Origin of the sequence: Acinetobacter sp. FDAARGOS_558, from assembly GCF_003937785.1 — a bacterium.
Taxonomy (GTDB): domain Bacteria; phylum Pseudomonadota; class Gammaproteobacteria; order Pseudomonadales; family Moraxellaceae; genus Acinetobacter; species Acinetobacter baumannii.
The window spans coordinates 3,476,922-3,500,617 of sequence record NZ_RKJH01000001.1 but is presented as its reverse complement, the minus strand read 5'-3'; the positions used below and the strand labels follow the sequence as shown (position 1 = coordinate 3,500,617).

At 37.9% G+C, this 23,696-nt stretch carries 22 protein-coding genes; 16 read left to right on the top strand and 6 right to left on the bottom strand.

The annotated features are described in order from the left end of the window. The first annotated feature begins 10 nt into the window (after nucleotides 1–10). The 10 genes from EGT34_RS16870 to EGT34_RS16825 all read left to right on the top strand — a co-directional run bounded on the left by EGT34_RS16870 (nucleotide 11) and on the right by EGT34_RS16825 (nucleotide 5,670). Nucleotides 11–301, top strand: coding sequence for a hypothetical protein (locus EGT34_RS16870; RefSeq protein WP_001037047.1), 291 nt, complete (start codon nucleotides 11–13; stop codon nucleotides 299–301). A gap of 57 nt (nucleotides 302–358) precedes the next feature. Then, nucleotides 359–574: a KTSC domain-containing protein gene (locus EGT34_RS16865; protein ID WP_001169164.1), complete on the top strand. Its 216-nt coding sequence runs from the start codon at nucleotides 359–361 to the stop codon at nucleotides 572–574. Nucleotides 575–624: 50 nt separating this feature from the next. Next, on the top strand, nucleotides 625–915 hold the full coding sequence (locus tag EGT34_RS16860) for a hypothetical protein (protein ID WP_000276791.1): 291 nt from the start codon (nucleotides 625–627) through the stop codon (nucleotides 913–915). Nucleotides 916–1,406: 491 nt separating this feature from the next. Beyond that, nucleotides 1,407–1,847: a hypothetical protein gene (locus tag EGT34_RS16855; protein ID WP_001101023.1), complete on the top strand. Its 441-nt coding sequence runs from the start codon at nucleotides 1,407–1,409 to the stop codon at nucleotides 1,845–1,847. Nucleotides 1,848–1,849: 2 nt separating this feature from the next. Continuing rightward, the gene (locus EGT34_RS16850; protein ID WP_000181048.1) at nucleotides 1,850–2,173 is read left to right on the top strand and encodes a hypothetical protein; all 324 of its coding nucleotides are present in this window, start codon (nucleotides 1,850–1,852) and stop codon (nucleotides 2,171–2,173) included. 11 nt (nucleotides 2,174–2,184) lie between these two features. Further along, nucleotides 2,185–3,306 carry an ATP-binding protein gene (locus tag EGT34_RS16845; RefSeq protein ID WP_060454547.1) on the top strand — a complete coding sequence of 374 codons (1,122 nt, stop codon included), beginning with the start codon at nucleotides 2,185–2,187 and terminating at the stop codon, nucleotides 3,304–3,306. Next, nucleotides 3,303–4,379 carry a hypothetical protein gene (locus tag EGT34_RS16840; RefSeq protein WP_020752379.1) on the top strand — a complete coding sequence of 359 codons (1,077 nt, stop codon included), beginning with the start codon at nucleotides 3,303–3,305 and terminating at the stop codon, nucleotides 4,377–4,379. The genes EGT34_RS16845 and EGT34_RS16840 overlap by 4 nt, the downstream gene beginning before the upstream one ends. A 1-nt stretch (nucleotide 4,380) precedes the next feature. Continuing rightward, on the top strand, nucleotides 4,381–4,626 hold the full coding sequence (locus EGT34_RS16835; protein WP_000654847.1) for a hypothetical protein: 246 nt from the start codon (nucleotides 4,381–4,383) through the stop codon (nucleotides 4,624–4,626). Nucleotides 4,627–4,629: 3 nt separating this feature from the next. After that, complete coding sequence (locus tag EGT34_RS16830) at nucleotides 4,630–5,406, top strand: DUF551 domain-containing protein (protein WP_075884373.1); 777 nt, start codon at nucleotides 4,630–4,632, stop codon at nucleotides 5,404–5,406. Further along, a complete protein-coding gene (locus EGT34_RS16825) occupies nucleotides 5,407–5,670 on the top strand; it encodes a hypothetical protein (protein ID WP_000088974.1) in 264 nt (87 codons plus the stop codon). 421 nt (nucleotides 5,671–6,091) lie between these two features. Here EGT34_RS16825 and EGT34_RS16820 read toward each other — a convergent pair whose 3' ends face one another. The 3 genes from EGT34_RS16820 to EGT34_RS16810 all read right to left on the bottom strand — a co-directional run bounded on the left by EGT34_RS16820 (nucleotide 6,092) and on the right by EGT34_RS16810 (nucleotide 7,044). After that, nucleotides 6,092–6,409, bottom strand: a complete 318-nt coding sequence (locus tag EGT34_RS16820; RefSeq protein ID WP_000669365.1) for a hypothetical protein — start codon at nucleotides 6,407–6,409, stop codon at nucleotides 6,092–6,094. Between the two features lie 72 nt (nucleotides 6,410–6,481). Further along, complete coding sequence (locus EGT34_RS16815) at nucleotides 6,482–6,595, bottom strand: hypothetical protein (protein WP_001166305.1); 114 nt, start codon at nucleotides 6,593–6,595, stop codon at nucleotides 6,482–6,484. Nucleotides 6,596–6,702: 107 nt separating this feature from the next. Continuing rightward, nucleotides 6,703–7,044 (bottom strand): hypothetical protein, encoded by a 342-nt coding sequence (locus EGT34_RS16810; protein ID WP_000767942.1) that lies wholly within the window; start codon nucleotides 7,042–7,044, stop codon nucleotides 6,703–6,705. Between the two features lie 241 nt (nucleotides 7,045–7,285). On the opposite strand from EGT34_RS16810, the gene EGT34_RS16805 reads away from it, so the two are divergent. Further along, entirely contained in the window at nucleotides 7,286–7,870 is a 585-nt protein-coding gene (locus EGT34_RS16805) for a 5-formyltetrahydrofolate cyclo-ligase (RefSeq protein ID WP_001004365.1), read from the top strand. A gap of 110 nt (nucleotides 7,871–7,980) precedes the next feature. Here EGT34_RS16805 and tpgA read toward each other — a convergent pair whose 3' ends face one another. Then, complete coding sequence (gene tpgA, locus EGT34_RS16800; RefSeq protein WP_001044112.1) at nucleotides 7,981–8,760, bottom strand: trimeric autotransporter adhesin/peptidogylcan-associated protein TpgA; 780 nt, start codon at nucleotides 8,758–8,760, stop codon at nucleotides 7,981–7,983. Nucleotides 8,761–8,817: 57 nt separating this feature from the next. Continuing rightward, nucleotides 8,818–14,934: a trimeric autotransporter adhesin Ata gene (ata, locus tag EGT34_RS16795; RefSeq protein ID WP_031979517.1), complete on the bottom strand. Its 6,117-nt coding sequence runs from the start codon at nucleotides 14,932–14,934 to the stop codon at nucleotides 8,818–8,820. Nucleotides 14,935–15,251: 317 nt separating this feature from the next. On the opposite strand from ata, the gene EGT34_RS16790 reads away from it, so the two are divergent. From EGT34_RS16790 to EGT34_RS16770, 5 genes are all read left to right on the top strand, one after another. After that, nucleotides 15,252–16,074, top strand: a protein-coding gene (locus EGT34_RS16790) for an IS5-like element ISAba27 family transposase (protein WP_076611894.1) whose coding sequence is annotated in 2 segments (ribosomal slippage) — nucleotides 15,252–15,632 and nucleotides 15,634–16,074 — 822 coding nt in all. Because the reading frame shifts where the segments join, the coding sequence is not laid out codon by codon here. Between the two features lie 525 nt (nucleotides 16,075–16,599). Beyond that, nucleotides 16,600–19,029: an endopeptidase La gene (gene lon / locus EGT34_RS16785; RefSeq protein WP_001292274.1), complete on the top strand. Its 2,430-nt coding sequence runs from the start codon at nucleotides 16,600–16,602 to the stop codon at nucleotides 19,027–19,029. 301 nt (nucleotides 19,030–19,330) lie between these two features. Beyond that, on the top strand, nucleotides 19,331–19,810 hold the full coding sequence (gene rlmH, locus EGT34_RS16780; protein ID WP_000702193.1) for a 23S rRNA (pseudouridine(1915)-N(3))-methyltransferase RlmH: 480 nt from the start codon (nucleotides 19,331–19,333) through the stop codon (nucleotides 19,808–19,810). Between the two features lie 112 nt (nucleotides 19,811–19,922). Next, a complete protein-coding gene (locus EGT34_RS16775) occupies nucleotides 19,923–20,699 on the top strand; it encodes a dioxygenase (protein WP_000422998.1) in 777 nt (258 codons plus the stop codon). 170 nt (nucleotides 20,700–20,869) lie between these two features. After that, entirely contained in the window at nucleotides 20,870–21,979 is a 1,110-nt protein-coding gene (locus EGT34_RS16770) for an META and DUF4377 domain-containing protein (RefSeq protein ID WP_000696029.1), read from the top strand. A gap of 55 nt (nucleotides 21,980–22,034) precedes the next feature. On the opposite strand, the gene gdhA is transcribed toward EGT34_RS16770, so the two are convergent. Continuing rightward, nucleotides 22,035–23,438, bottom strand: a complete 1,404-nt coding sequence (gene gdhA, locus EGT34_RS16765; protein WP_000972050.1) for an NADP-specific glutamate dehydrogenase — start codon at nucleotides 23,436–23,438, stop codon at nucleotides 22,035–22,037. Between the last annotated feature and the right edge of the window lie 258 nt (nucleotides 23,439–23,696).

Here is a 23,696-nt window from a genome sequence, read left to right as displayed (position 1 = left end):
AAGATTCGTAATGAATAAAAAATATATGCCACCAGAACTTTACGAATACAGGCATCTAACAAGCACTGAACAAATGGCAATTCATCAGATGCTTATTTCTTATGTTCGTGAAGATCACCGCTTCAATATCATCATGATGGGGGCTGCGGAGCCTTACAACTTAGTAAAGATAATCAGTGTGAATTTTGAAAATGAAGCTGCAGGTATATGGATTCACTTCGAAACTATTGTTGGTGAAAAGCTGGCCTTGCCTATTGATTTCATTTCAAGAATTGAGTTTTCAGGGCAGCAGGAAATTTAATAAAAAAGATTAGTTTAGGGTTGGAGGAATATTAGGAAATGAAGTGGAATCCACAATATGCAAAAAATTGAAGTTAACTCCCGTAATATCAGCCATGTTCTTTATCAACACTTCTTGTTGACGGTAGTGCTTAGAACAGGTGAAAGGTTTATTTACAGACTTCTTGAAGCAACCACATTCAAAGAGTTTGTTGATTCAGAAGATAAAGATAAATTTTATAGAAGTCATATTGAGGCTAATAAAGAATTTAAGCGGATTCAGCTTTTTGTTTAATTGAAACCGTGACCCGACACAGTGCTTTAAACCATATCGGTAGAGAATATATGTATAAGATACCTAAAGTAGTTATTCCTGATTCCGCTAAAAAATATAGGCCTCCCAAAGTTAAATTAACGCTAGAAGAAATCAAGCAACTTTCAGATGACGAGTTAATGATGCTTTTAAGCGGTGAAGGCCGAAGCGGAATTATCCCAGCACCACTTCTACAAGCTATAAGCTATGAATTGACATCAAGACAGATTAAAAAATCCAGCAAACCGCATTGGACTGCTTATGTTGGGGTGCTGCTGGCCTTAATTGCTGCAGTCACTGGTGTTGTTGCAATACTAAAATGAGAGTAACGATAACAGAGCACATTGAGATAAAACTAAGCACAAAATTTACTATACGTTTGTTTTTGATTTTCATGACATATCCACCAGTAGCACCCTCTTAACAAGTAAAGCAATTGAGGTGATTAGAGGTATTAAGCTAATTAACAGACCAGCTCTCGTCAACTTTATTTCACACATAAGAACTCTCTTTAAAATGTGAACCAAATGGCAATATTCACAAGTATTGTTACCATGCTAATAAACATTTGCATATTTAGTATCTGATCTAATTTCATAAAAATACCTTTGTCAGGTTAAATCAGCGACCAACCCACCACCACGGTGGGTTTTCTTTTGTCTATTAAATCTAAAATTTAAAATAAATTCAATCTTAGGTTTAAATATCTATTGCATCAAAATTAAATCTAAGGTTTAATAATTTTCACCAGATAACAAAAAAGCACACCGCCCCTCCCCAGGTCCGATGTGCTTTGCTATATGCGAGATCAATTATGAACGTAAAAGCTCCTCCTTTCAACTCATTTGCATTTGTCAGCATGGCTGCTCTTGCAATCTCTGGTGGTTCTTTAGTTGCTTGCCAATTGCAACCAGCTTTCCAAACAAAAGAAGCCCCTTCTCTATTTACCCCTAAGACTCAACCAAGTACTTACGGTGTTTTAACCGCAAAAATCACAGGTAAACATTCTGGCGTTGCCGTAATCAAATTAGATAGCTTCCGTTTAAACGTTAGCTTTGATTTTGAAGCTCATCCAGACAGTTACGGCGTTCCGGGTTCTGAATTTACCGCTGTTGATATTACTCAACTCACGGTAAATGAAATTACTGACATTAACGGTAAGTCATATAACGATTTCACCGAATTTGAAGACATCCGCAACATCAATGACCTTCTAAAAGGCTTCATCGAACGTAACAAGTTGGTGGAGGCTTAAAGATGACTAATTTCAAAAAGCACCCTGATGGCTACATGTCATTTTTAGGCCGTGATGATAAGGGCCTCTACTCTGTTCGCATTGGCTGGCAAGTGTACGCATCTAATGCTAATGGCTCAGTTCTTTACAAAGTTAAAGACGGAGTTAAGACGCCTTTAAATGTGTTCAGGTTCCAAACTTCTTATCCAAAAGTTTGGAATGAACTCACCCAAGAAATCGATTTTCAGCGCAGAAAGCAGCTCGCTATAAAACTGCGTGAAACAAACATCCCTACCTATGACCGCAAAGCTTATAAAACTAAGCGCGGCTTCACTGGCTCAAGATAAGGATAAGAAAAATGGCTCTACCGATTATTACTGCTGACCAAACTTTATTGGTTCAAGCAATTATTGTGTACCTATACGCTGATCCGGGTTTAGGTAAATCATCGATGGGTTTTACTGCAGAAAAAACAATTTCTTTTGACTTTGACCGTGGTGCTCACCGTACTGGTGAATTACGTCGAGGTGCGGTTGTACAGGTTCAACAATGGAGTGATGTTGCAAACCTTACTCCGCAGGACTTAGCACCATATAAAACCGTAGTCATTGATACCGTGGGTGCAATGCTTGAATGCATTAAAACCCACCTGTTACTTACGGCAAATAACCGTCAAAAAGATGGTTCTTTAAAGTTAAAGGCTCAAGGTTTAGCGAACCAAACGTTCAAGCAATACATCAATACTTTGATCAGTTTAGGTAAAGATGTTGTTTTCATTGCACACGCATCAGAAGATCAAAACGGTGATCAAATTATTTACCGACCAGATCTAGGTGGTAAAAACCGTAACGAGCTTTACCGTATCGCAGATGTCATGGGTTATCTAACAACTGTTACTACTGGTGAAGGTAAAAATGCCCGCGTTATTAATTTCAAACCTTCGCCTACACATCATGCGAAAAACTCAGGTGCTTTAGGCGGTGAAACCGGTGAAGTATGGGTACCTGATCTTAAAGCACACCCTACTTTCTTGGCTGACCTGATTACTCAAGCTAAAGATCACATTAACACCTTAACGCCTGCACAACTTGCAGCAGCTAAAGCCCAAGAAGAGCTAGAAAACTGGAAACAAAGCTGTGAGGAAGCTGAGCATGCAGGTGACCTTAATCAATTAACAGAGTCCCTTGATAAAGAACACATGTATTACCAGAACATGCGCCAAGCAATGTTAATGAGAGCTAAAGCATTGAATTGCACGTTTGATAAGCAACGTGGCACTTGGATTAGTCCACCAGAATTTGACGGTATCTCAGATCAACAAAGAGATGAACTTCAAAACTTTATTGCTGAACGTGGCCTCGATGTAAAAACAGTTTGTGAGCACTTAGGTATCGATGCCCTTATCCAAATTGAAGCGGCAAAACTTAAGGCAGTTAAACAAGAAATTGAAACCTTAGCGAAAACGGGGATGACAGCATGAAAAATATTTTAACTGCTCAAGAAGCATTTGCAGCACTTCAAAAAGGTAAAACTGTTCTATGTCGTCCTATTGGAGACATGTTGGACTTTTCTGACTTAGATCAATTCCCCGCTTCTGTTTTTGGTAAACCGGGTTTTGAATTCTGCATCAAAATCGAAACTATTGAGCTGGCTGGCATTACATTCACAAAGCCATTAACTATTGATGAATATGAGGAAGGACAGGATGTTTTTGTAATTACTACATATTCGCCTTCTATTTACGTCGTGAATTTTAGAACCACCGCATTAATTGAATCTATTAATAGCGGCTTTGTTCAACGTGATGCAGAAAACGCCAAGCTTCAATTAAAAGCACTATCTAAAGCGTTAGGTTTTGAAGTTAGTGACGATTTTAGTGTTATTCGCCTAGGTGACGAACCAAAGAAACAGCGTGCTAAGAAATCAAAAGGTGCACAGACAGTAGTTGTAGAAAAGACTTCTGAAATTGTTGATGAAGTTAAACAACCTACAATTGTTATTACTGAGCAAACAAATGTAACTACTTCTGAAGACTCATTGGTGCAATCCGAAGATATTTCAGAAAATATAGGATCAGCTTTAGATAGTGCGATTGTTATTACAGAACAACCTTATGTGTCTTCACCTGAAGATTTTTTAACTCAGCCTACACCTGAGCAAGAAAAAAACAATGAGTATCAGCAAACCCTAGATACTCTTCTACAGCGTGTAAAAGAGTCAAAAACACCTGCAGAAGTAAATGCGGTTTATCGTTATACCCGCACATGGGATGACGAACAAATGAAGCCTATCCTTCTCGCCACTCACAAACGTCTTGAAGAGCTAGAAAAAGAAAAGGCATCTGCTAATGAGCCACCCTCTTTAATGGTTCAAATCCAAACTGCACCAGACCTTACAACGCTAGATGCTTTGGAAATAGACGTGGCTGCACGAGATCCGCAGATTCAACCGAAGCTAATGGGGTATGTGAGAAAACGCCGCTATGAATTAGAGAATCCTACACCTACTCAACAAGAATCTACCCCTGATTATTTATTAGTGGACGGTTTCTAACATGAAAGATCAGTACAAGAAAGTGAGCCAAAAACACATGCTTGGTTTTATGTACTACTTGCAATTGCTGGGCTACGTAATAGTCCGGCAAGGCATGGATCAAGCAATGTTTCTAACCAAGCATTATGCGGTACCAGTCGCTTGGCGCCGCATAACGATCGACTATCACAACCGATTAAATAAACCAGCACAACAACTTTATAAAGAGTTTGTTGAATGGACTAAAGAAGAATATTTGAGGGCTTAGGTAATGATTGATTTAAAAACTAAACAAGCATTTTGGGCTGAGCAATTGCCTATTTTTAAAGAAAAATATTGGATTCCCGAACATTTAGATGTCCTCGAATTCGATATGAATGGCGGCTGTTTTGATATTGCTGAAGGTGTCAAAACTGATCTAAGTGAAGAAGACCTTTTTGATGTTTACCATCGTGTAAATAGTGGTTGGGCAATGTGGAAGAAAGCCGTAGATTTCATGAAATCCAAAGTTCCAACTTGGATTAGCGTGACTGATGAATTGCCTCCTACTGACATAATGGTACTTATTTGTTGGGCAGATGCTCCTGATGTCACCCCAGAACAAGACTATATGACTATTGATGAGGATTTAAATAGCGTATGGGCAAACTATCAAAATGATCCACCTTCACATTGGATGCATTTTAATAAAGTACCAAGCGTAAAAGTCACCAGTGGTTTTAAATATCAAATCCAGCCAATAGATCTACCTGAAAACCTTTTCAATTGGTTTCATCCAGATATTGAATTGTTTAACACCATTGAGGAAGGTGTTGAAGCGTATACACAAGAACAGTGGGAACAACTTAAGTTAAATCTCAGGGTTGAAATTGAAACTCAGTTATTAGATTACGACGAAATTCCGAATGTTCCAGAAGATGCAGTAGTTTGGCCCAACTGGAAGCCAGAACCGCCTGAACAAGGACTCTTTTTAATTGCAGCATTTGATTCAGAAGATGGCCCTGTACTTTGGTGGGCAAATCCTAAAGCGGAAAGTAAGGAGAAATAAATGTCACGTTTAACTAAATTAGATCGTATGACTCATGCAGAAAAAGAGGCTGCTAAGAAGGAATTTTGGGAAGCTGCTGATAATCAAACTTTTCCACCTGAAACAGTAGCTATTGTTATGCACGTATCCTTACCGTGGTTGCAGAAGAAAAGATGTGAAGGTGGCGGCATTCCATTCTCTAAACCTCATAAACGACAAGTAAATTATATGAAGTCTGATGTTTTGGCTTATATTGAACAAAACAAAATGGCACATACAGCATAAGCGGCTAAGTGCCGCTTTTTTAATCACCAAAAATAGACCTTTAATAGACTTAAACTTGAAAAATAGACCGTATTTATCAAAATAGACCATTAATAGACTATTTTTGTATTGCTAAAGATTGTGTAATATTGCATTGTATTGCTTTAATATAAATTATTAAAAATATTGATTTTTTAATATCGCTAGGTATTGCTTAATATTGCAATGTATTGCTAGAATTGAGAAAGACCCGCTGAACTTTAGGGTTCAAGGGTAACGACATGCAGCGGCATCTTCGGAGCATTTATTTTTAAATAAATCCCTATAAATTCGAATTTTATTTTCAAATTAAAATACCTAGACAGACCTGTCAGTCTATTTTTTTATTCTCTTAACTAATTAGTTGTTCTTAAAATTAAATACTCATTATTTTTTTTAATTATTATTCATTTCTACGTAAACATTCCTCATACCATCCCGCTTGGAAATCTTCAATTGCTTGGCGTTTAAAGAAACTTGTCTTAAATACTTTGGCAGCATAAGCTGAGCTAATTAAGTCTTGATAAAGCTGCTTGGCTTTTTCATCTGCTAACCCATCGGCAATTTGTTGTAAATCTTGTGCTGGTACTTTTTGCTGTCGTGCTTCCATCACGTTATAAGCGACCTTTTTTACGATATTACAAATATCCGGGTCAGCTGTACTTTCATTAGCATAGCAACTGGTGGCAATAAAACTTAATAATAATATTTTAAATTTCATATCCCTATCCTATTATTCATCTTCCGTTCTTAAAAAAGTAATAGATGAGAAGACCTATTCCTTTCAAAATGTTCATGCAGGATTAATTACATAAAAATAAATGATCATGACCACAAGCAAGATGGAAGCAAGTGTTAAATAGGTGCCGACTGTATTAAAACTCTGTAAAAATTTTAAGATCTGCATTTCAAATCCAGAGAAAAGTTTAAGTAATTAACAGAAGAAATTTAGCACAACTAAATAATGCCAATCAATTCACACTTTTAAATTTTTATCGTGATTTAATTCAAATATTATTCATTACATTTTATCCCCAAAGTCCCTTTATAGTAGTCAGTTGCACTTTTCAAATCTGACAATAATTTTTCTTCAGTGTACGGTTTTGGTGAAACTTCTATCAGTGCAGGCATGTATTGTTTTTTATACACATCAGGATAGTCATGACATAAAATTTTAACTTTAACTTCTTGAGGGGTATTTGGATTATCTAACTGATCTAAAAATTCACCAATTTTTCGGTCCGACTCTTCAAATTGAGCTTTATAATCAATTTGAGGTGCCTCAGATTCTGCCTGTTTCGTACATGCGCTGAGCAATGCCACCCATAACATCATTGTTAAACATTTTAACTTCATAGATTTCACATTTTCATATTCATCCTTAAATATACTTATCCTGATTAAATGTAAATAAATACTGTAAATACGTAAAAAAGAAAAAATTATATGTAGATAGTTTCTCCTAACAACAAAACTATTTTTACTTGGTCTAATACATTAGAAGACTACTTTTTAATAATTTTTAAATTTCGGTGAAGCCATAGAAAAACAGGTATAATTTTACTCGACTGACCTCAAATCTTTGTTAGATTTCTCCATGAATGAATTAAGTTTTATTAGAAAAAATTTAAGATCTAGAAGACGAGCTTTAACCCAATTTGAGCAAAAACAGGCTCAGCTTAATGTTTTACATTACCTAAATCACCTTCCTATTTTTCATTCATCAAAAAAAATCGGTTTATATCTGCATGCTTTTGGTGAAATCCATACCGATCTTCTTATCAAATTATGTTTTAAAAAGAACAAACAAGTTTATTTACCCATGATTTGTTCGATGAACCAACGTTTAGTATGGGTAAAAATAAATAAAAACCAATATTTAAGTCGTCGTTTTTCTCATCACCCATTGGGAATGAAAGAACCTATGGCGACTCGCGGAAAACATGTATCACAGCTTGATTTGCTACTTATGCCACTTTTAGCTTGCGATCACTATGGGACACGTATTGGTATGGGTGGTGGTTATTATGATCGTACATTAGCTAGTGCTAAACATAAGCCCTACCGTTTAGGATTGGCACATCAATTTCAATTTATTGAACACACTTTAGAACGTCAAAGTTGGGATCAACCGTTAGATGGTTTATTGACTCCACAGCACTTTTATTATTTTAAAAGATGATTTTTATATAAAATTTATAAAATCTCCAATATATCCTTTTACTTTTTTAGCTCCTTAAAAACGAAAAAGTAACCACCCTAAGGATGGTTACTTTGCCGTGACAGACCGTTTTACCAACTTATATTAACACGTCTATTTGGCGCTAAACATTGAATAAGTTGTGAACTATTGTTATCACTACACTGCTTGTATAAGTCGGTCTGGCTATTCGCCTGTATTTGTATACGGCTTGGTTCAACACCTTGTCGTACCAGTAACTTGGCAACCGTATTCGCTCGTTTAGATGATAACTCTTGGTTATAACTAAACTTACCCAATGGGTCTGTAAATCCAGAAACAATAATTGGGGTTGTTGTTGGACTTTTCTTAATTTCCTCAGCAATTTTCACAACGCTATTAGTACCTTCTTCAATCGCACTCGCATCAAATCGATCAAAAGCAAATAGGACACTCGCTGTACGATCTGCAATTACAGTGCTATATGCTGGTGCCTGATTATTTTCTCCCAAAACAACTAAACCTTCACACGCTTCACCCTTCCAAGATAAACGTTCTGCTAAATAGTGCTTATCAAAATCAATACGCAACTGGCAACGCTGGTACTGGTGTGTGTTGGGAACACGGATATCTAGCACATAGTTCCAAACTTTTACTGCAAAAAGCCCTTCACTAAATTGTGGATTGCCTAGTAAAGCTCGAATTTGATCTTTATTTAGTCCTGTATCTAAACGAGCAATATCTTGGTATTCATAACGTTTTACTTGTTTCAAATAACTCTTTTCAATCGCTGGAAAATGAATTTCCTGTTGCTGAGCCTGTTCATTTGCATAAGTTGTGACTGCGAAACCAGCAAAAGCTGCTACGACTAAGCTTTGGATTGTTTTGTTCATCTCTATAATCTCTTTAATCTGTCGAGCAAGGAGAGCATTGCCCTCCCAACCAGTTTCTTAATTAATCACACCACTAATACCAACGCGGACGCTTGGCTCACCTTGAGAAGCAGCTGCCACACCACCTGTAATTGACCAACGGCCATTGTCAGAAGTTTTGCGTAAGGTCACACCGACTGCGTTCTCACCACCATGATATGCAGCACCAACAGCATAGGTATATTTACCTGCTACAAACGGCGCATTTTCTAAGGCCATGGCAGCGGCAATACCTGCATTAGCTTTTTTCTCAACGTCATCAATACGTTTATTGGTGTCATAGAACACTTGTTGTAACTGATCACCCAGATTGGTAATTTTGTTACCCAATTCTTGGTTCGACTGGTTTAAGGTCCCAATCGCATCATTAATATTGTTCTTACCTGTACCACCAATATTGTTGGTTGTAATTGAGCCATCTTTAGGATCAATCGTAGTATTTCCACCAATACTGTTTTTGATGCTTTCTGAAATTTTATGGATTTGACCACCATTTACAGCTTGGTTCGAACCAGCTTTAATCTCACCATCTTTAACACCTTGGACAACTCGATCACCGTCTTTACCAGCCATATTTACGCTAGTGCCACCAGTATCTTTACCGACCGTGATTTCACCATTTGGTTTTTGCTGTTGAACTAAACCGGCTTTACCATTAGAAATATTGTCAATGTTGTTTTGAATGTTTTTAATATCATTCGAGTTCTTATCGACTTGATTTTGAACATTCCATAATTGACCACCATTCACGGCATCTTTAGAGCCTTCAGCAACTTTACCGTCAGCTACATTTTTCAGATTGGTACCTTTTTCTCCACCACCTAAAGTGACTGAGTTCTTGTCGACATTGCCATTTTTATCTTTGTCATACTGCACAGCATGATCAGAAAGCTTGCCAATATCTTTACCAATTTGATCTTTAACTTCGTTAATTTGCTTGTCTAATTGGCCTTTGTTCACCGCATCTTTTGCATTAATACCGTCTGCAACATTGGTAATTTGTTTACCACCTGCATTAATACCATTCACTGTGATGCTTGGCCCACCCTTAATGGTTAGACCTTGTTGATTTAAGACATGGCCCCCGACATTCACGCTATCGAACTTCACATCTTTTAACATCTCAATTTTGACACCATCTTCTGTGGTACGGGTAATGATGTTCTCGCCACTAGTTTTATCTTCAGCAGTTTTTGCGTCCGCACCACCTACAATATTGATAGTGTCACCAAGCTTACGGTGAACTGCTTTGCCTTGGGTTGCTTTCTGATCATTCGCACCAAAATTTAGCCCTTTTTGAGTCAAGTCATTTACACCATTGGTGACTTTTTCATCTACAGACTTAATTGCGTCATTGATGTTATTTTTACCTGTTCCACCAATGTTATTGGTCGTCAGACTACCATCCGGATTAACAACGGTATTTCCACCAATACTGTTTTTGATGCTATTAGAGATATGGTGAACCTGACCGCCATTTACAGCATCTTTAGAATTTTGTGCAATAACGCCATTAGCCACATCAGTAATTTTCTTACCGCCAGCATTAATGCCATCTTTAGTAATGCTTGGACCATCTTTAATGGTTAAGCCATTATTATTAAGTACGCTATCACCCGTGGTTACACTATTTAATGTCAGATCTTTTTTGGTCGATACTTCATAGTTAGTACTGCCATCTTTATTAACAGTTTCTTTTACAACAATGTTGTCGCCTTCAGTTACAGTAGTCTTTGCTTTCTTAGCTGTATTTTTTACTTCGCTAATCGCATCATTGATGTTGTTTTTACCCGTTCCACCAATGTTATTGGTCGTCAGACTACCATCCGGGTTTACAACGGTATTTCCACCAATACTGTTTTTAATACTGTTTGAAATATTGTGAATTTGGCTACCATTTACTGCTTCTTTTGAAGTCGATGAAATGTGGCCTGCTTTCACATTATCTAAAACCGTCCCATCTTTACCTTTTAAGGTAACTTTATCTTTGGTCTTGGCATCATCGTATTTCACCGCGGCATCATCGGTTGCATTTTGCTTGGCAGCAAGATTGTCCAACTGACTCTTATTCACTGCATCTTTGGCATTGATACCATCAGCTACATTGGTAATCTGTTTGCCACCAGCATTAATGCCTTCTTTGGTAATGCTTGCACCTTCTTTAATGGTTAAACCATTATTATTAAGTACGCTGTCACCTGTGGTTACACTATTTAATGTCAGATCTTTTTTAGTCGACACTTCATAGTTTGTACTACCATCTTTATTAACAGTTTCTTTTACAACAATGTTGTCGCCTTCAGTTACAGTAGTCTTTGCTTTCGTAGCTGTATTTTTTACTTCGCTAATCGCATCATTGATGTTGTTTTTGCCAGTACCACCAATATTGCTAGTAGTCAGACTACCATCCGGGTTTACAACGGTATTTCCACCAATACTGTTTTTAATACTGTTTGAAATATTGTGAATTTGGCTACCATTTACTGCTTCTTTTGAAGTCGATGAAATGTGGCCTGCTTTCACATTATCTAAAACCGTACCGTCTTTACCTTTTAAGGTAACTTTATCTTTGGTCTTGGCATCATCGTATTTTACCGCAGCATCATCGGTTGCATTCTGCTTGGCAGCAAGATTGTCCAACTGACTCTTATTCACTGCATCTTTTGCATTGATACCATCAGCCACATTGGTAATCTGTTTGCCACCAGCATTAATGCCCTGTTTGGTAATGCTTGGGCCTTCTTTAATCGTCAAACCATTCGTATTTAAGGTGGTGTTGCCAGTAGTCACACTGTCAAACTTCGAGTCTTTTAATAGTTCAATCTGAATGCCATCTTTGGTAGTACGGGTAATAACATTTTCACCGCTGGTCTTAGCCGTCGGAGTTGACGCAGCTGCACCACCGATTATGTTAAGCTTCTCACCAAGTTTACGATGTACATCAGTCCCGCTATTGCCAGCAAAGTTCAAGCCTTTGTTTTCAAGCTCAGTCTTGGTGTTACCAATCGTGTTGTTTAACTCAGTTTTAGTATCGTTAATCTGAATTGTTAACTGATCTTTAGTGGTATTTAACTTGGTGTTGGTATCATTAATCTGGTTACCAAGGTCTTTCTTGGCATCATTCAGATTCTTGTTGGTATCCGCGATCTGATTACCTAAATCTTTTTTCGCATCATTTAACTGATTATTCGTGTCAGTGATTCTGCCATTTAAGTTCTCTTTGACTTTAGTGAGCTGATCAACATTTACAGCATCTTTGGCATTTACACCATCGGCTACATTGGTAATGTGTTTGCCGCCAGCATTGATGCCTTCTTTGGTAATGCTTGGACCTTCTTTAATAGTCAAACCATTCGTATTTAATGTGGTGTTGCCAGTAGTCACACTGTCAAACTTCGAGTCTTTTAACAGTTCAATCTGAATACCATCTTGAGTTGTGCGAGTAATAATATTTTCACCACTTGTTTTTGAAGCTGGTGTTGAAGCAACTGCACCACCTACAATGTTGAGCTTCTCACCAAGTTTACGATGTACATCTGCACCGCTATTGCCAGCAAAGTTTAGACCTTTATTTTCAAGCTCGGTCTTGGTATTGTCGATTTTGCTATTCAGCTCAGTCTTGGTGTTACCAATCGTGTTGTTTAACTCAGTTTTAGTGTCGTTAATCTGAGTAGTTAACTGATCTTTGGTATTATTTAACTTGGTGTTTGTATCCGTAATCTGGTTACCCAAGTCAGTTTTTGTATCATCTAACTTTTGATTTAGATTGGTAATATTCTGAGCATTTTTACTAATATTGCTCGTGTTTTGGTTTACACGTCCATCAACATTTTTAAGCTGGCGTACTGTTACCGCATCTGAGTCAGCTGAGCCATCTTCTACATTGGTAATACGGCGTTCTTTTCCAGCCGACCCAACAGAAATCACACCATTAGATTGAGTAGCATCACGATTGGTTAGGAAAGAGCTTCCTGTCGCTTCGGTTGCTACTGCATCTTGGCCTAGAGCAACACTATTTTTAGCTTCTACTTTGCTGCGTGCGCCTAAAGCTACACCACCTTCTACTAATGACTGAGCACCTTGGCCAACTGCAACTGCATTTTCTTGATCGGCAATTGCACCGCCACCAATCGCTGCAGCATTTTTACCCGTGGCTTTAGCACCACCGCCTACAGCAGCAGCATTTTCATTTGTAGCCTCAGCTCCTTTACCAATTGCCGCTGAGTTATCACCTGTCGCTTGCGCACCACTACCAATTGCTGCAGAACTGTTCCCAGTCGCTTTTGCTCCTTCTCCTTGTCTATTACCAGAGCCAATTGCTGTTGAATTTGTACCCGATGCCAATGAGTTAATACCCATTGCCGATGCGCCATCACCTGTTGCTTGTGCAACAGCACCGAATGCAGCGGCGCCTTTACCCGAAGCATTTGACATGACGCCAAAAGCAGAAGAAGCATCACCAGTTGCTTTAGAGGTCATACCAAAAGCAGAAGAAAACGCTCCTGTACCTACAGCTTGAACCCCAACAGCAGTTGAACCATGATTCGCTTCGGTTGTTGGATATTTACCTGCCTGTAAAGTACCACCAGTAATTTCCGTATAGGTATTACTTAATTCCGTATCACGTGCAATTTTATCAACGTCATCGCCACCAATCGCAACTGATGAATTTCCTTTTGCAATCACGTCGGCACCAATTGCTACTGACTGATCCCCAATTGCTTTCGTCTGATCACCAATCGCAACAGATTGATTACTATTGACTCCTTCGGCACCTTGGGTCGATGCATTACGACCTATAGCGACATCCCCACGTCCTACAGTTTGGCTACTACTTCCCATTGCAATAGCACCAGAACCTATTGCCTGTGCATTGCCCCCAATCGCCATTGCCTCACGACCAGCAGCAGAAGCATTTACCCCTACAGCAATGGCATTACGACCAGTCGCACCATCATTTTCAAAGTTACCACCTGGCTGGCCATTGTCATTAATACTGACATAATGGGTACGAGCAGCTTTTAACTGACGCACAGTTGCAGCATCAGAATCTGCTGCACCATCTGCCACATTTTGAATACGGCGTTCACTTCCTACATCACCAATTGATAAAACACCTGTTGGTGCTGATTGTTTAGTCAAGAAACTTTCACCGGTTGCTTGACTGGCTTTTGAATCTTTACCTAAAGCAATACTGTTTTCCGCTTCAGAACGGGCACCTTTACCAATTGCTACGCCGCCTTCAAAGCTAGCTTCTGCTTGGTCCCCAATAACAACTGCATTATCTTTTTGTGCCTTTGCACCGGTACCAATTGCGACAGACTTTTTACCTTTAGACTCTGAAAATGCACCAATTGCTAAAGCATTTTCTTCAGTAGCAACCGCACCTCCACCAAATGCAATCGAGTCTTTACCCGTTGCTTTAGTAGCCATTTTTGGTTGATAAGCAGCGCCTGCCTGCCCAGCAACAGGGTCAGCATTTTCAATATCTGGTGAGCCAATCGCAATTGAACGGTAACCTTCTGCAGTGGCTGAATGCCCTATGGCTAAAGAACCTTTACCCGTCGCAGCAGCAACATTACCAATAGCTTGTGAGAAGTCGGCTGTCGCTGCAGATTGACGACCAACTGCAAGAGCAGTATTTCCAGAAGATAAAGCACCCGTACCAATTGCCACACCTGAAATACCTTGAGTCGTCGCATAAGAACCTATTGCTGTTCCTAGGCCTTTCTCAACTACAGCCCCCGTACCAACACTGATTGCTCCGCCTTGTTTCATTGCGCCAGCATAAGCACCGGTAGAATTATTATATGGATTATTACGATTTGCGATGTTAGAGCCAGTTCGGTCTTGAGTTTGTGCCCCGCAGCCAATAGCAATATCTTTTTGATTAGCCGTATTAGCGTTTCCTTCACGACATGAAGTTGTACCAGAAATGGATGTTCCTTGGCCTATTCCCCCTTCGGTATTTGTCCCAGCAAAAGCATTTGGAGCAAAACAAATTACACCCGATAAAACTGCCGCTGATACATTTAAAGTTTTTGATTTAGTCTTTGTTTTACTTTTTGCAATTTCAGAGGTTGCAACCCATGCTCCAATCGAAGCATTCCAAATGACCTTGTAAACTTTATTCATAAAACTTCTCAGACAAATACCGAACTCAACGACCAATAAAAATGTACAAATACATTTTTAAAATTTTTGGCCCCAAAAAAAGAGGCGGCATCCTAATTGAATAAATTTAAAGGGTAAATATAAAACCGAAACAATGATAAGAAAATTTGTGATTTTAATCACAAAATATATTTTTATAATTAATTTTAAGTTTTTGAATTAATTTAATAAAATTTAAATTATAAATATTGTGTGTTGTTTTTGTTAATAATAAGTAACTTTATTTTAAAATAGAATAGACCTCTTGCGAAAGTAAAAACCACCTCAATCTAAATTTCATGAGATATCAGAAATTAAATCGTTTTTCAGATTCTGAATTCCAGCGCTTGGTTGGTGTACCTCGACCAGTTTTTAGTGAAATGATCGAAGTTTTAAAAGAAGTAGAATCACTTAAAAAGAAATCTGGGCGTCCTCATACTTTAGCTATAGAGGATCAATTATTATTAACACTCAATTACTTACGGAATTACAGCACTCAATTGGAGTTGGCTGCAAATTACCATATCGCTGAAAGTAATGTGAATCGAACCATTAAAAAGGTTGAAGATGCATTGATGAAATCAAGACGGTTTACTCTGCCAAAACGAAGCATTACCACAGCAGACGAACAGTTTAACTGGGTCATTATTGATGCGACAGAATGTTCAATAGAACGTCCGAAAAAAAAATCAGAGTAAGTTCTACAGTGGTAAAAAGAAGAAACATACGCTAAAAGCACAAGTGATCTATCATCCGAACAGCAAACAAATCATAGGGCTAGATATATCGAATGGCAGTCAGCATGACATTAAATTGGCAAGAAGAACGGTTAAAAAATTCAAACATTGTAAATATGTTATGACCGATTTAGGGTACTACGGATTAGAGCAAGATGGCTTTAAATTATTGATGCCAATAAAGAAAAAGAAGAATTTACCCTTATTTGATGTTGAGAAAAAGTACAATAAAATGATTGGAAAAATACGAGTTGTGATCGAACATATTAATAGTCAATTGAAAACATTTAGAATATTAAGTGAACGCTATCGAAATAGACGGAAAAGATTCGGTTTACGCATTAACTTAATCGCTGCACTGGTAAATCGGATGAACTTGCAATAACGACTTTCGCAAGAGGTCTAATAATAACTCTAAATAAATGTTTATTTTTTATCAAATTAATTAAATATAAATATTTTAAAAAATCAATTTTACTTCAAAAAAAAATAGAATATTAGCTCTAAAAAATAATATCTAATTTTATTTAAAATATATTATAAAAATACAGGTGTATATTATAAATTATAGTGTGATTATTCTAATATCAGACAAATGATATAAATAATTAATATTTAAATATACTTAATAAAAATATGTATTTTAAAATTAAAACTAAACAAATAATTTTACTTACAAACAAGTCTTGCTCCAGTAAGAGAAGAAGAATTATTAAGTAAAAATGAGTAGCCGCTCTACAAAATTTTATTCTTCTTAAGAATTAATCTATTGATTCATAACATTTTTAAAAAAAAGTTGACTAAATTAGTCCTTTTTTCAACATTTTCTATTGTCATGCCCTTGTAATTTTTAAAATACACATCACTATAAAAAACATGGCAACCTCGTTGTCACTCATTAGGAGTGCCCATGTCTGAACTTATTATGAATGAAAAAACTGACTTAGAGCCTCAGGTTCCAAGTGTATTACCACTATTAGCCTTACGTGATGTGGTGGTTTATCCACACATGCAGATTGCGCTATTTGTGGGTCGTGAAAAATCGATCAATGCAGTTGATGTGGCTCGTAACAGTGACAATTTAGTATTTGTAGTTGCGCAAAAAGATTCGCTTACAGAAGAAATTGATCACGACAATTTATACCAGTACGGTACAGTCGCTAAGATTGTACAAGTAGTTAATCATGAAAATGATGAAAACTGCATTAAAGTACTTATTGAAGGCTTACATCGTTCTAAGTTGAAAAAAATTATCGATGAAGATAGTTATTTGACTGCCGAACATGAATTAAGTCCAATGACGATTAATGTAGATAAGGCAACGCAAGAAACTCGTTTACAAGAGTTACGTAACTTATTTGCTCAATATGCAGAAGCAAAATTACGTAATGCACGTGAACTGGTTGCTGCTGCCAACAAAATCGAAGACTTATTGCAATTGATGTTCTTCGTAGCAACTCGTGTGCCTCTAAATATTGAAATTAAGCAGAAATTTTTAGAGTACGATGAGTTTGAAGCTCATTTGCAAGAGTTGATGAACTACTTGATGAATCAATCTGCTGAACAGCAAATTGAGCAAACTTTACATGACAGCGTAAAACGCCAAATGGAAAAGAACCAACGTGAATACTTTCTAAATGAAAAAATGAAAGTCATTCAACGTGAACTTTCCGATATGAATGGCGGTGCTGAAGATGACGTTGCTGAAATAGAGAAACGTCTTGCTGAAGCTGATTTACCTGAACACGTACGTAAAAAAGCCGAAGCTGAGTTCCGTAAACTTAAAGCAATGCAGCCTGCATCTAGTGAAGCTGCTGTGGTACGTAACTATCTAGAAGTGATTCTAGATACGCCATGGAACAAAGCGAGCAAAGTCAGTATTAACCTGAACAAAGCGCAAGAGATTCTTGATGCCGATCATTATGGTCTTGATGACGTTAAAGATCGTATTGTTGAATACCTAGCTGTTCAATCACGTGTGAAAAAACTCAAAGGCCCTATCCTTTGCTTGGTTGGACCTCCAGGGGTTGGTAAAACTTCACTTGGTGAATCAGTAGCGAAAGCAACAGGTCGTGAATTTGTTCGCATGGCGCTTGGTGGCGTACGTGATGAAGCAGAAATTCGTGGACACCGTCGTACTTATATTGGTGCGATGCCAGGTAAAATCGTGCAGTCTTTAACAAAAGTTGGTGTGAAGAACCCATTGTTCTTACTCGACGAAATTGACAAGATGGCACAAGACTACCGTGGTGATCCTGCTTCAGCTTTGCTTGAAGTGCTTGATCCATCACAAAACAGTAAGTTCAACGATCACTATTTAGATCTTGATCTTGATCTTTCTGAAGTGATGTTCATCTGTACTGCAAACAGCATGAATATTCCAGAAGCCTTATTGGACCGTATGGAAGTTATTCGTCTACCGGGTTATACCGAAGATGAAAAAGTTAACATTGCTGAGCGTTACCTTGTTCCAAAAGCAATTAAGAACAATGGACTACGTCCAAAAGAGTTAACTATTCATGAAGAAGCGATTCGTGACATTGTTCAACGCTATACACGTGAAGCTGGCGTACGTAATTTAGAACGTGAAGTTTCTAAAATTGCACGTAAAGTCGTAAAAGAAGCAGTAAGTAAAAAATCTAAAAACTTACAGCTTGACGTTACCTCTGCCAATCTTCCTGAATATCTAGGTCCACATAAATTTGACTTTGGTATGGCCGAAGATGAAGCACAAGTAGGCCGTGTAAATGGCTTGGCATGGACTTCTGTAGGTGGTGAATTGCTTACTATTGAAGTTGCCGCGGTTAAAGGTAAAGGTAAATTCATTACAACCGGTTCACTCGGTGATGTAATGAAAGAATCAATTACCACAGCAATGACAGTAGTACGCACACGTGCCGATGAACTTGGCATTGAAGCATCTCGCTTTGAAGAAACTGATGTACACGTTCACTTACCTGAAGGTGCAACTCCAAAAGATGGCCCATCTGCTGGTTTAGCGTTAACAACTGCACTTGTATCAGCATTTACTGGAATTGCGATTCGACCAGATATTGCAATGACAGGTGAAACAAGTCTAGGTGGTCGTGCGATGCGTATCGGTGGCTTGAAAGAGAAACTTCTTGCTGCACATCGTGGTGGAATCAAGCTCGTCTTTATTCCTCAAGATAACGTTCGTGATTTGGCAGAAATTCCAGACAATGTGAAAGAAGGATTAGAAATCAAAGCTGTGAAAAGCATTGATGAAATCTTACCTTTAGCATTAACTTCGATGCCAAAACCTTTACCTAAAACACCGATTGTAAAACCGGTGGAAGGCTCAAAAGCAGCGCGTCACTAATTCACATATAAAAAAAGAGGGCTTCGGCTCTCTTTTTTTTGTTACACAATTTGATTGAAAAATATCCAACCATCCTCATAATAAGAAGTAAGAGTAATTAATTCTATTATTTGCTCTTGTCTATCTTATGTCACAGATAGCCTTGTTTTTATTCTCTATGATCATCTGAACTCCAGACAGATGATCATTTGATCGCAGTCCAACACCGTTTTTTGGACTGCGTTTTTTATGCCCACTTACTCCCCCGCAGTTAACCTCTCCTCAGGTATAATGTGCCAGCTGTTTTGACTGAATAGACAACATGAAAATTCGTATTCTGACCATTGGTCAAAAAATGCCTGCTTGGGTACTTACTGGTTTTGAAGATTATTTCAAACGCATCCAGCCTTTTGTTCAAACTCAGGTTATTGAACTCCCAATGGCAAAACGCGGTAAAAATGATTCAGAAGCAGATATTTTAAAATACTGCCAAATCGAGGGTGAAAGTATTTTAAATGCTTTAAAACCTAATGAGACCCTCATTGCTTTAGAAGTTGGCGGTCGCGAGCTCAGCACAGAAAAACTAGCAGACACCATGAAACAATGGATGCTTGAAGGTAATGATGTGGCACTCGCTATTGGTGGCCCAGATGGCTTGTCAGATCAAGTACGCAAAGCCGCTGCTTGGCACTGGTCACTTTCAAAACTTACCATGCCGCACCCTTTAGTACGTATTTTATTAATCGAGCAACTTTACCGAGCAATGAGTATTAATCATAATCATCCTTACCACCGTGCATAAAAAGAACAAACGTTTCATTTTAAGAACAATCCGTTGAAATCAGGATACTTTTAACATGTCCTGATTTTGGCATAATGACTATTATTCTGCTTTTCAACTCAGGTGTAATGAAATGGAACTACAAACCCTTCCCGGACTGTTTATTTCACATGGTTCGCCCATGCTTGCACTTGATCCAGAACAAGTGGGTCCTGCCTTACATCGTCTTAGTGTAAATCTGCCTACTCCAAAGGCAATCATAGTGATGTCTGCTCACTGGGAAAGTAAAGCACTCGAAGTAAGTAGTTCGACTCGTCCGGAAACTTGGCATGACTTCCGTGGTTTCCCGCCAGAGTTGTATGAAATTCGCTATAGTGCCCCCGGTCAACCCGAGCTTGCAGAAGAAATTTTGAAGTTGTTAGCAGATGCTCATTTTGTCGCACATGCCAATAGCACTCGCCCTCGTGACCACGGCGTATGGATGCCTCTTTTACATATGTATCCAGATGCAGACATTCCTGTCGTTGAAATTTCTTTACCTATGGGCTTAACTGCACAGGAAATTTATCGGATTGGCCAAACGCTGGCACCTTTACGTGAAAAACAAATTTTACTGATCGGTTCTGGAAGTATTACCCATAATCTTGCTGAACTGTCTTGGCAAGGTGACAATTCAAAAGTACCTGAATGGGCTTCAACTTTTAGAAATACAGTGGTCAGTAAGTTGAGTCATCAAGACTATGATGGTGTACTGGAGTGGCAAACCCTGCCGTTTGTGAAACGTAATCATCCTTCACTTGAGCATTTTGCACCTTTGTTTTTTGCTATGGGTACGGGACATCGTTTTACGATTGTTCATAGTAGCTTCACAATGGGCTCACTAGGTATGGATATATACCGCTTTGATTAATTTTTGGAAAATACCCCGTTTTGCGGGGTATACCATTATTTTTGTTGAAAAATAGAATAATTTACAAACTTATACATTTTAAAAACCGAAACAATCAAATGTTTACATTTTCTTTTTTTAAGAATGTTTTAAGCTTAGTGCTGTTGTTTTTTTACTTGAAGTTTTTTTAAATGAAAATTAAATATTTAATTCTTGCGTTATTACCTTTTTCTTTGATGGCGTGTCAAACAGTTTCAAACACTCAAGCTCCAATTGTATCTGAGCAACAACAAAATCTTGCTACTACTTTAAGTGAATATGCTTGGACTTATCAAAATGTAAAAGCATCTAAGCCACTTGTTCTTAACTTTAATGCAGACGGTAAATTAGCAATTAACACTGGCTGTAATGGCCAAGGCGGTACTTGGAAAGTTGAAGGCAACCAACTTGTAACTTCTCCACTTGCATCAACAATGATGGCTTGCCAAGACGATTTAATGAAACAAGAACAATTGTCTAATAGCATCTTTAGTGAAGCGAAATTGCCAATCGAAATTAGTAATAACAATGGTCAGGTAATCTTAAGCGTGACAGATAAAGCAGGTCAAAAGCATATTTTCCAAGGCGAAAAAGCAACCAATACTCAAGCTTTAACTGATTATTCATGGTCATACCAACCTGAAAATACTAAAAAGCCGATCGTTCTTAACTTTACAAATGACCGTTTATCAATTGATACGGGTTGTAACCGCCAAGGTACCACTTGGAAAGTTGAAAACAATACGATTGTAACGACTGATGTCATGTCAACTATGATGGCTTGTGAACCTGCTTTAATGAAACAGGAACAATTCTCTAGCAGCCTCTTCCAAAAACGTGCGATTCCATTTGAACTTAATACAACAAATGTTGATCAACCAACATTGACAGTAGCTGACGCTCAAGGCCAGAAATATACGTTCACAGGTAAAATGACACCTGAAGCAAAATATCAATCTGAAGGTAAAACTGTTTTCCTTGAAGTAGCGCCAGAAACTAAATCTTGCACAGGTGTTGCACCACAAACTTGCTTGCAAGTTCGTGAAGTTAAATATGATGACAAAGGCGTAAAAACTTATGCTGACAAAAATTGGTCATTATATTACGGTCAAATCGAAGGTTTTGAACACAATCCAAACCAACGCGTAATCTTACGTGTAAAACGTTTTGAAGTGAAAAATCCAGCAGCAGATCAATCTAGCCAAGCAGATGTGTTAGATATGGTTGTAGAACAAGAACTCGTTAAAAAGCCTAAAAAATAAGTTTTAGACTAAAAAAATCCGATGCTTTGGCATCGGATTTTTTTATTTCTATATTTTAATAGATACCTTGTGCAAGCATCGCATCAGCAACTTTTACAAAACCAGCAATATTGGCACCATCTACATAATTCACAGTACCATCTTCTTTAGTACCGTATCTAACACAGTTGGCATGAATATCTTTCATAATTGCATGTAAGCGTTCATCGACTTCAGCATGTGTCCAGCCTAAACGAATCGCATTTTGAGACATTTCTAAACCAGACGTTGCCACCCCACCCGCATTAGAAGCTTTACCAGGCGCATACAAAATCTTAGCTTCAATAAAATGCTCAACAGCTTCAAGTGTAGATGGCATATTAGCGCCTTCAGCCACACAAATTACCCCATTAGCGATGAGCATTTTAGCATCTTCGCCAGTTAATTCATTTTGTGTTGCACATGGTAAGGCAATATCTACAGGAATATGCCAAGGTGTCTTTCCTTCAAAATATTCAAAGCCATGCTTAGAAGCAAATTCTGAAATACGACCACGCTTGATATTTTTGAGTTCCATAACTTCAGCAAGCAACTCATCTGTAAAACCATTTTTTAAATAAACGGTACCATTTGAGTCCGATAGCGTAACCACTTTTGCACCTAAGAACATTGCTTTTTCAGCAGCATACTGCGCAACGTTACCAGAACCAGATATCGAAACAGTTTTACCAGCAAAAGACTGCCCACGTGTTTTCAGCATTTCTTCTGCAAAATAAACCGTACCGTAGCCTGTTGCTTCAGGGCGCATTAAGCTACCGCCAAATGAAATTCCTTTACCTGTAAACACACATGCCGTGTCATTACTGAGCTTTTTCATCATGCCAGCCATATAACCTACTTCACGTGCACCCACACCAATATCTCCAGCAGGGATATCAGTATTTGGACCTAAATGGCGATAAAGCTCAATCATAAGTGCCTGACAGAATCGCATAATTTCAGCATCAGATTTACCCTTAGGGTTAAAATCTGAACCACCTTTTCCTCCACCCATTGGCAAAGTTGTAAGTGAGTTTTTAAAAGTTTGCTCAAACCCTAAAAATTTTAAAATAGATAGGTTGACCGACGGATGGAAACGCATACCCCCCTTGAATGGACCAATTGCTGAATTGTATTGAACACGGAAAGCACGGTTAACTTGAGTCTGCCCTTGATCATCCATCCATGAAACGCGAAATTGGATCACACGTTCTGGTTCCACTAAACGTTCTAGCAATCCCTGCTCGGCATATTCTGGATTTTTTTCAATAAATGGCCACAAGCTTGTCATGACCTCTTCGACAGCTTGTAAAAACTCAGGTTGATGCGGATCACGCGCTTGCACGTAATTCAGGAATTCATTCAGGTTGTTATATTTCAATGCACGGTCCTCAGCATAGTAATGAATTAAATTGGTGCAATACATTTTAAAATGCATCATTTAGCAGCAAAATATTAAATCCCTTTCCATCAATTTTAACAATAGTTATTTTAAATTATTTTATTTTTCTTAATTATCATAAACTTATTTTTAGAAAAACTATCTAACAATCAATAATAGTCATTTATCTTTTCACTTTTATTGATCTATTATTGTGCAATATTGGCGACATTTTAGGTCAATCAAAAAGCCAATAAATTCGTTAAAATCCATTGACCTTACTTAGGTTTTTCTTCATTATCGCATCGTTTTAAGCAA

What these genes read in the sequence shown, in the direction of transcription:
- tpgA (WP_001044112.1), bottom strand. Translation starts at nt 8,760, where the DNA reads ATGAACAAAACAATCCAAAGCTTAGTCGTAGCAGCTTTTGCTGGTTTC.
- EGT34_RS16810 (WP_000767942.1), bottom strand. Translation starts at nt 7,044, where the DNA reads ATGAAGTTAAAATGTTTAACAATGATGTTATGGGTGGCATTGCTCAGC.
- EGT34_RS16840 (WP_020752379.1), top strand. Translation starts at nt 3,303, where the DNA reads ATGAAAAATATTTTAACTGCTCAAGAAGCATTTGCAGCACTTCAAAAA.
- EGT34_RS16865 (WP_001169164.1), top strand. Translation starts at nt 359, where the DNA reads ATGCAAAAAATTGAAGTTAACTCCCGTAATATCAGCCATGTTCTTTAT.
- EGT34_RS16835 (WP_000654847.1), top strand. Translation starts at nt 4,381, where the DNA reads ATGAAAGATCAGTACAAGAAAGTGAGCCAAAAACACATGCTTGGTTTT.
- EGT34_RS16770 (WP_000696029.1), top strand. Translation starts at nt 20,870, where the DNA reads ATGAAAATTAAATATTTAATTCTTGCGTTATTACCTTTTTCTTTGATG.
- EGT34_RS16825 (WP_000088974.1), top strand. Translation starts at nt 5,407, where the DNA reads ATGTCACGTTTAACTAAATTAGATCGTATGACTCATGCAGAAAAAGAG.
- EGT34_RS16870 (WP_001037047.1), top strand. Translation starts at nt 11, where the DNA reads ATGAATAAAAAATATATGCCACCAGAACTTTACGAATACAGGCATCTA.
- EGT34_RS16830 (WP_075884373.1), top strand. Translation starts at nt 4,630, where the DNA reads ATGATTGATTTAAAAACTAAACAAGCATTTTGGGCTGAGCAATTGCCT.
- EGT34_RS16845 (WP_060454547.1), top strand. Translation starts at nt 2,185, where the DNA reads ATGGCTCTACCGATTATTACTGCTGACCAAACTTTATTGGTTCAAGCA.
- lon (WP_001292274.1), top strand. Translation starts at nt 16,600, where the DNA reads ATGTCTGAACTTATTATGAATGAAAAAACTGACTTAGAGCCTCAGGTT.
- ata (WP_031979517.1), bottom strand. Translation starts at nt 14,934, where the DNA reads ATGAATAAAGTTTACAAGGTCATTTGGAATGCTTCGATTGGAGCATGG.
- EGT34_RS16860 (WP_000276791.1), top strand. Translation starts at nt 625, where the DNA reads ATGTATAAGATACCTAAAGTAGTTATTCCTGATTCCGCTAAAAAATAT.
- gdhA (WP_000972050.1), bottom strand. Translation starts at nt 23,438, where the DNA reads ATGATGCATTTTAAAATGTATTGCACCAATTTAATTCATTACTATGCT.
- EGT34_RS16855 (WP_001101023.1), top strand. Translation starts at nt 1,407, where the DNA reads ATGAACGTAAAAGCTCCTCCTTTCAACTCATTTGCATTTGTCAGCATG.
- EGT34_RS16805 (WP_001004365.1), top strand. Translation starts at nt 7,286, where the DNA reads ATGAATGAATTAAGTTTTATTAGAAAAAATTTAAGATCTAGAAGACGA.
- EGT34_RS16820 (WP_000669365.1), bottom strand. Translation starts at nt 6,409, where the DNA reads ATGAAATTTAAAATATTATTATTAAGTTTTATTGCCACCAGTTGCTAT.
- EGT34_RS16815 (WP_001166305.1), bottom strand. Translation starts at nt 6,595, where the DNA reads ATGCAGATCTTAAAATTTTTACAGAGTTTTAATACAGTCGGCACCTAT.
- rlmH (WP_000702193.1), top strand. Translation starts at nt 19,331, where the DNA reads ATGAAAATTCGTATTCTGACCATTGGTCAAAAAATGCCTGCTTGGGTA.
- EGT34_RS16850 (WP_000181048.1), top strand. Translation starts at nt 1,850, where the DNA reads ATGACTAATTTCAAAAAGCACCCTGATGGCTACATGTCATTTTTAGGC.
- EGT34_RS16775 (WP_000422998.1), top strand. Translation starts at nt 19,923, where the DNA reads ATGGAACTACAAACCCTTCCCGGACTGTTTATTTCACATGGTTCGCCC.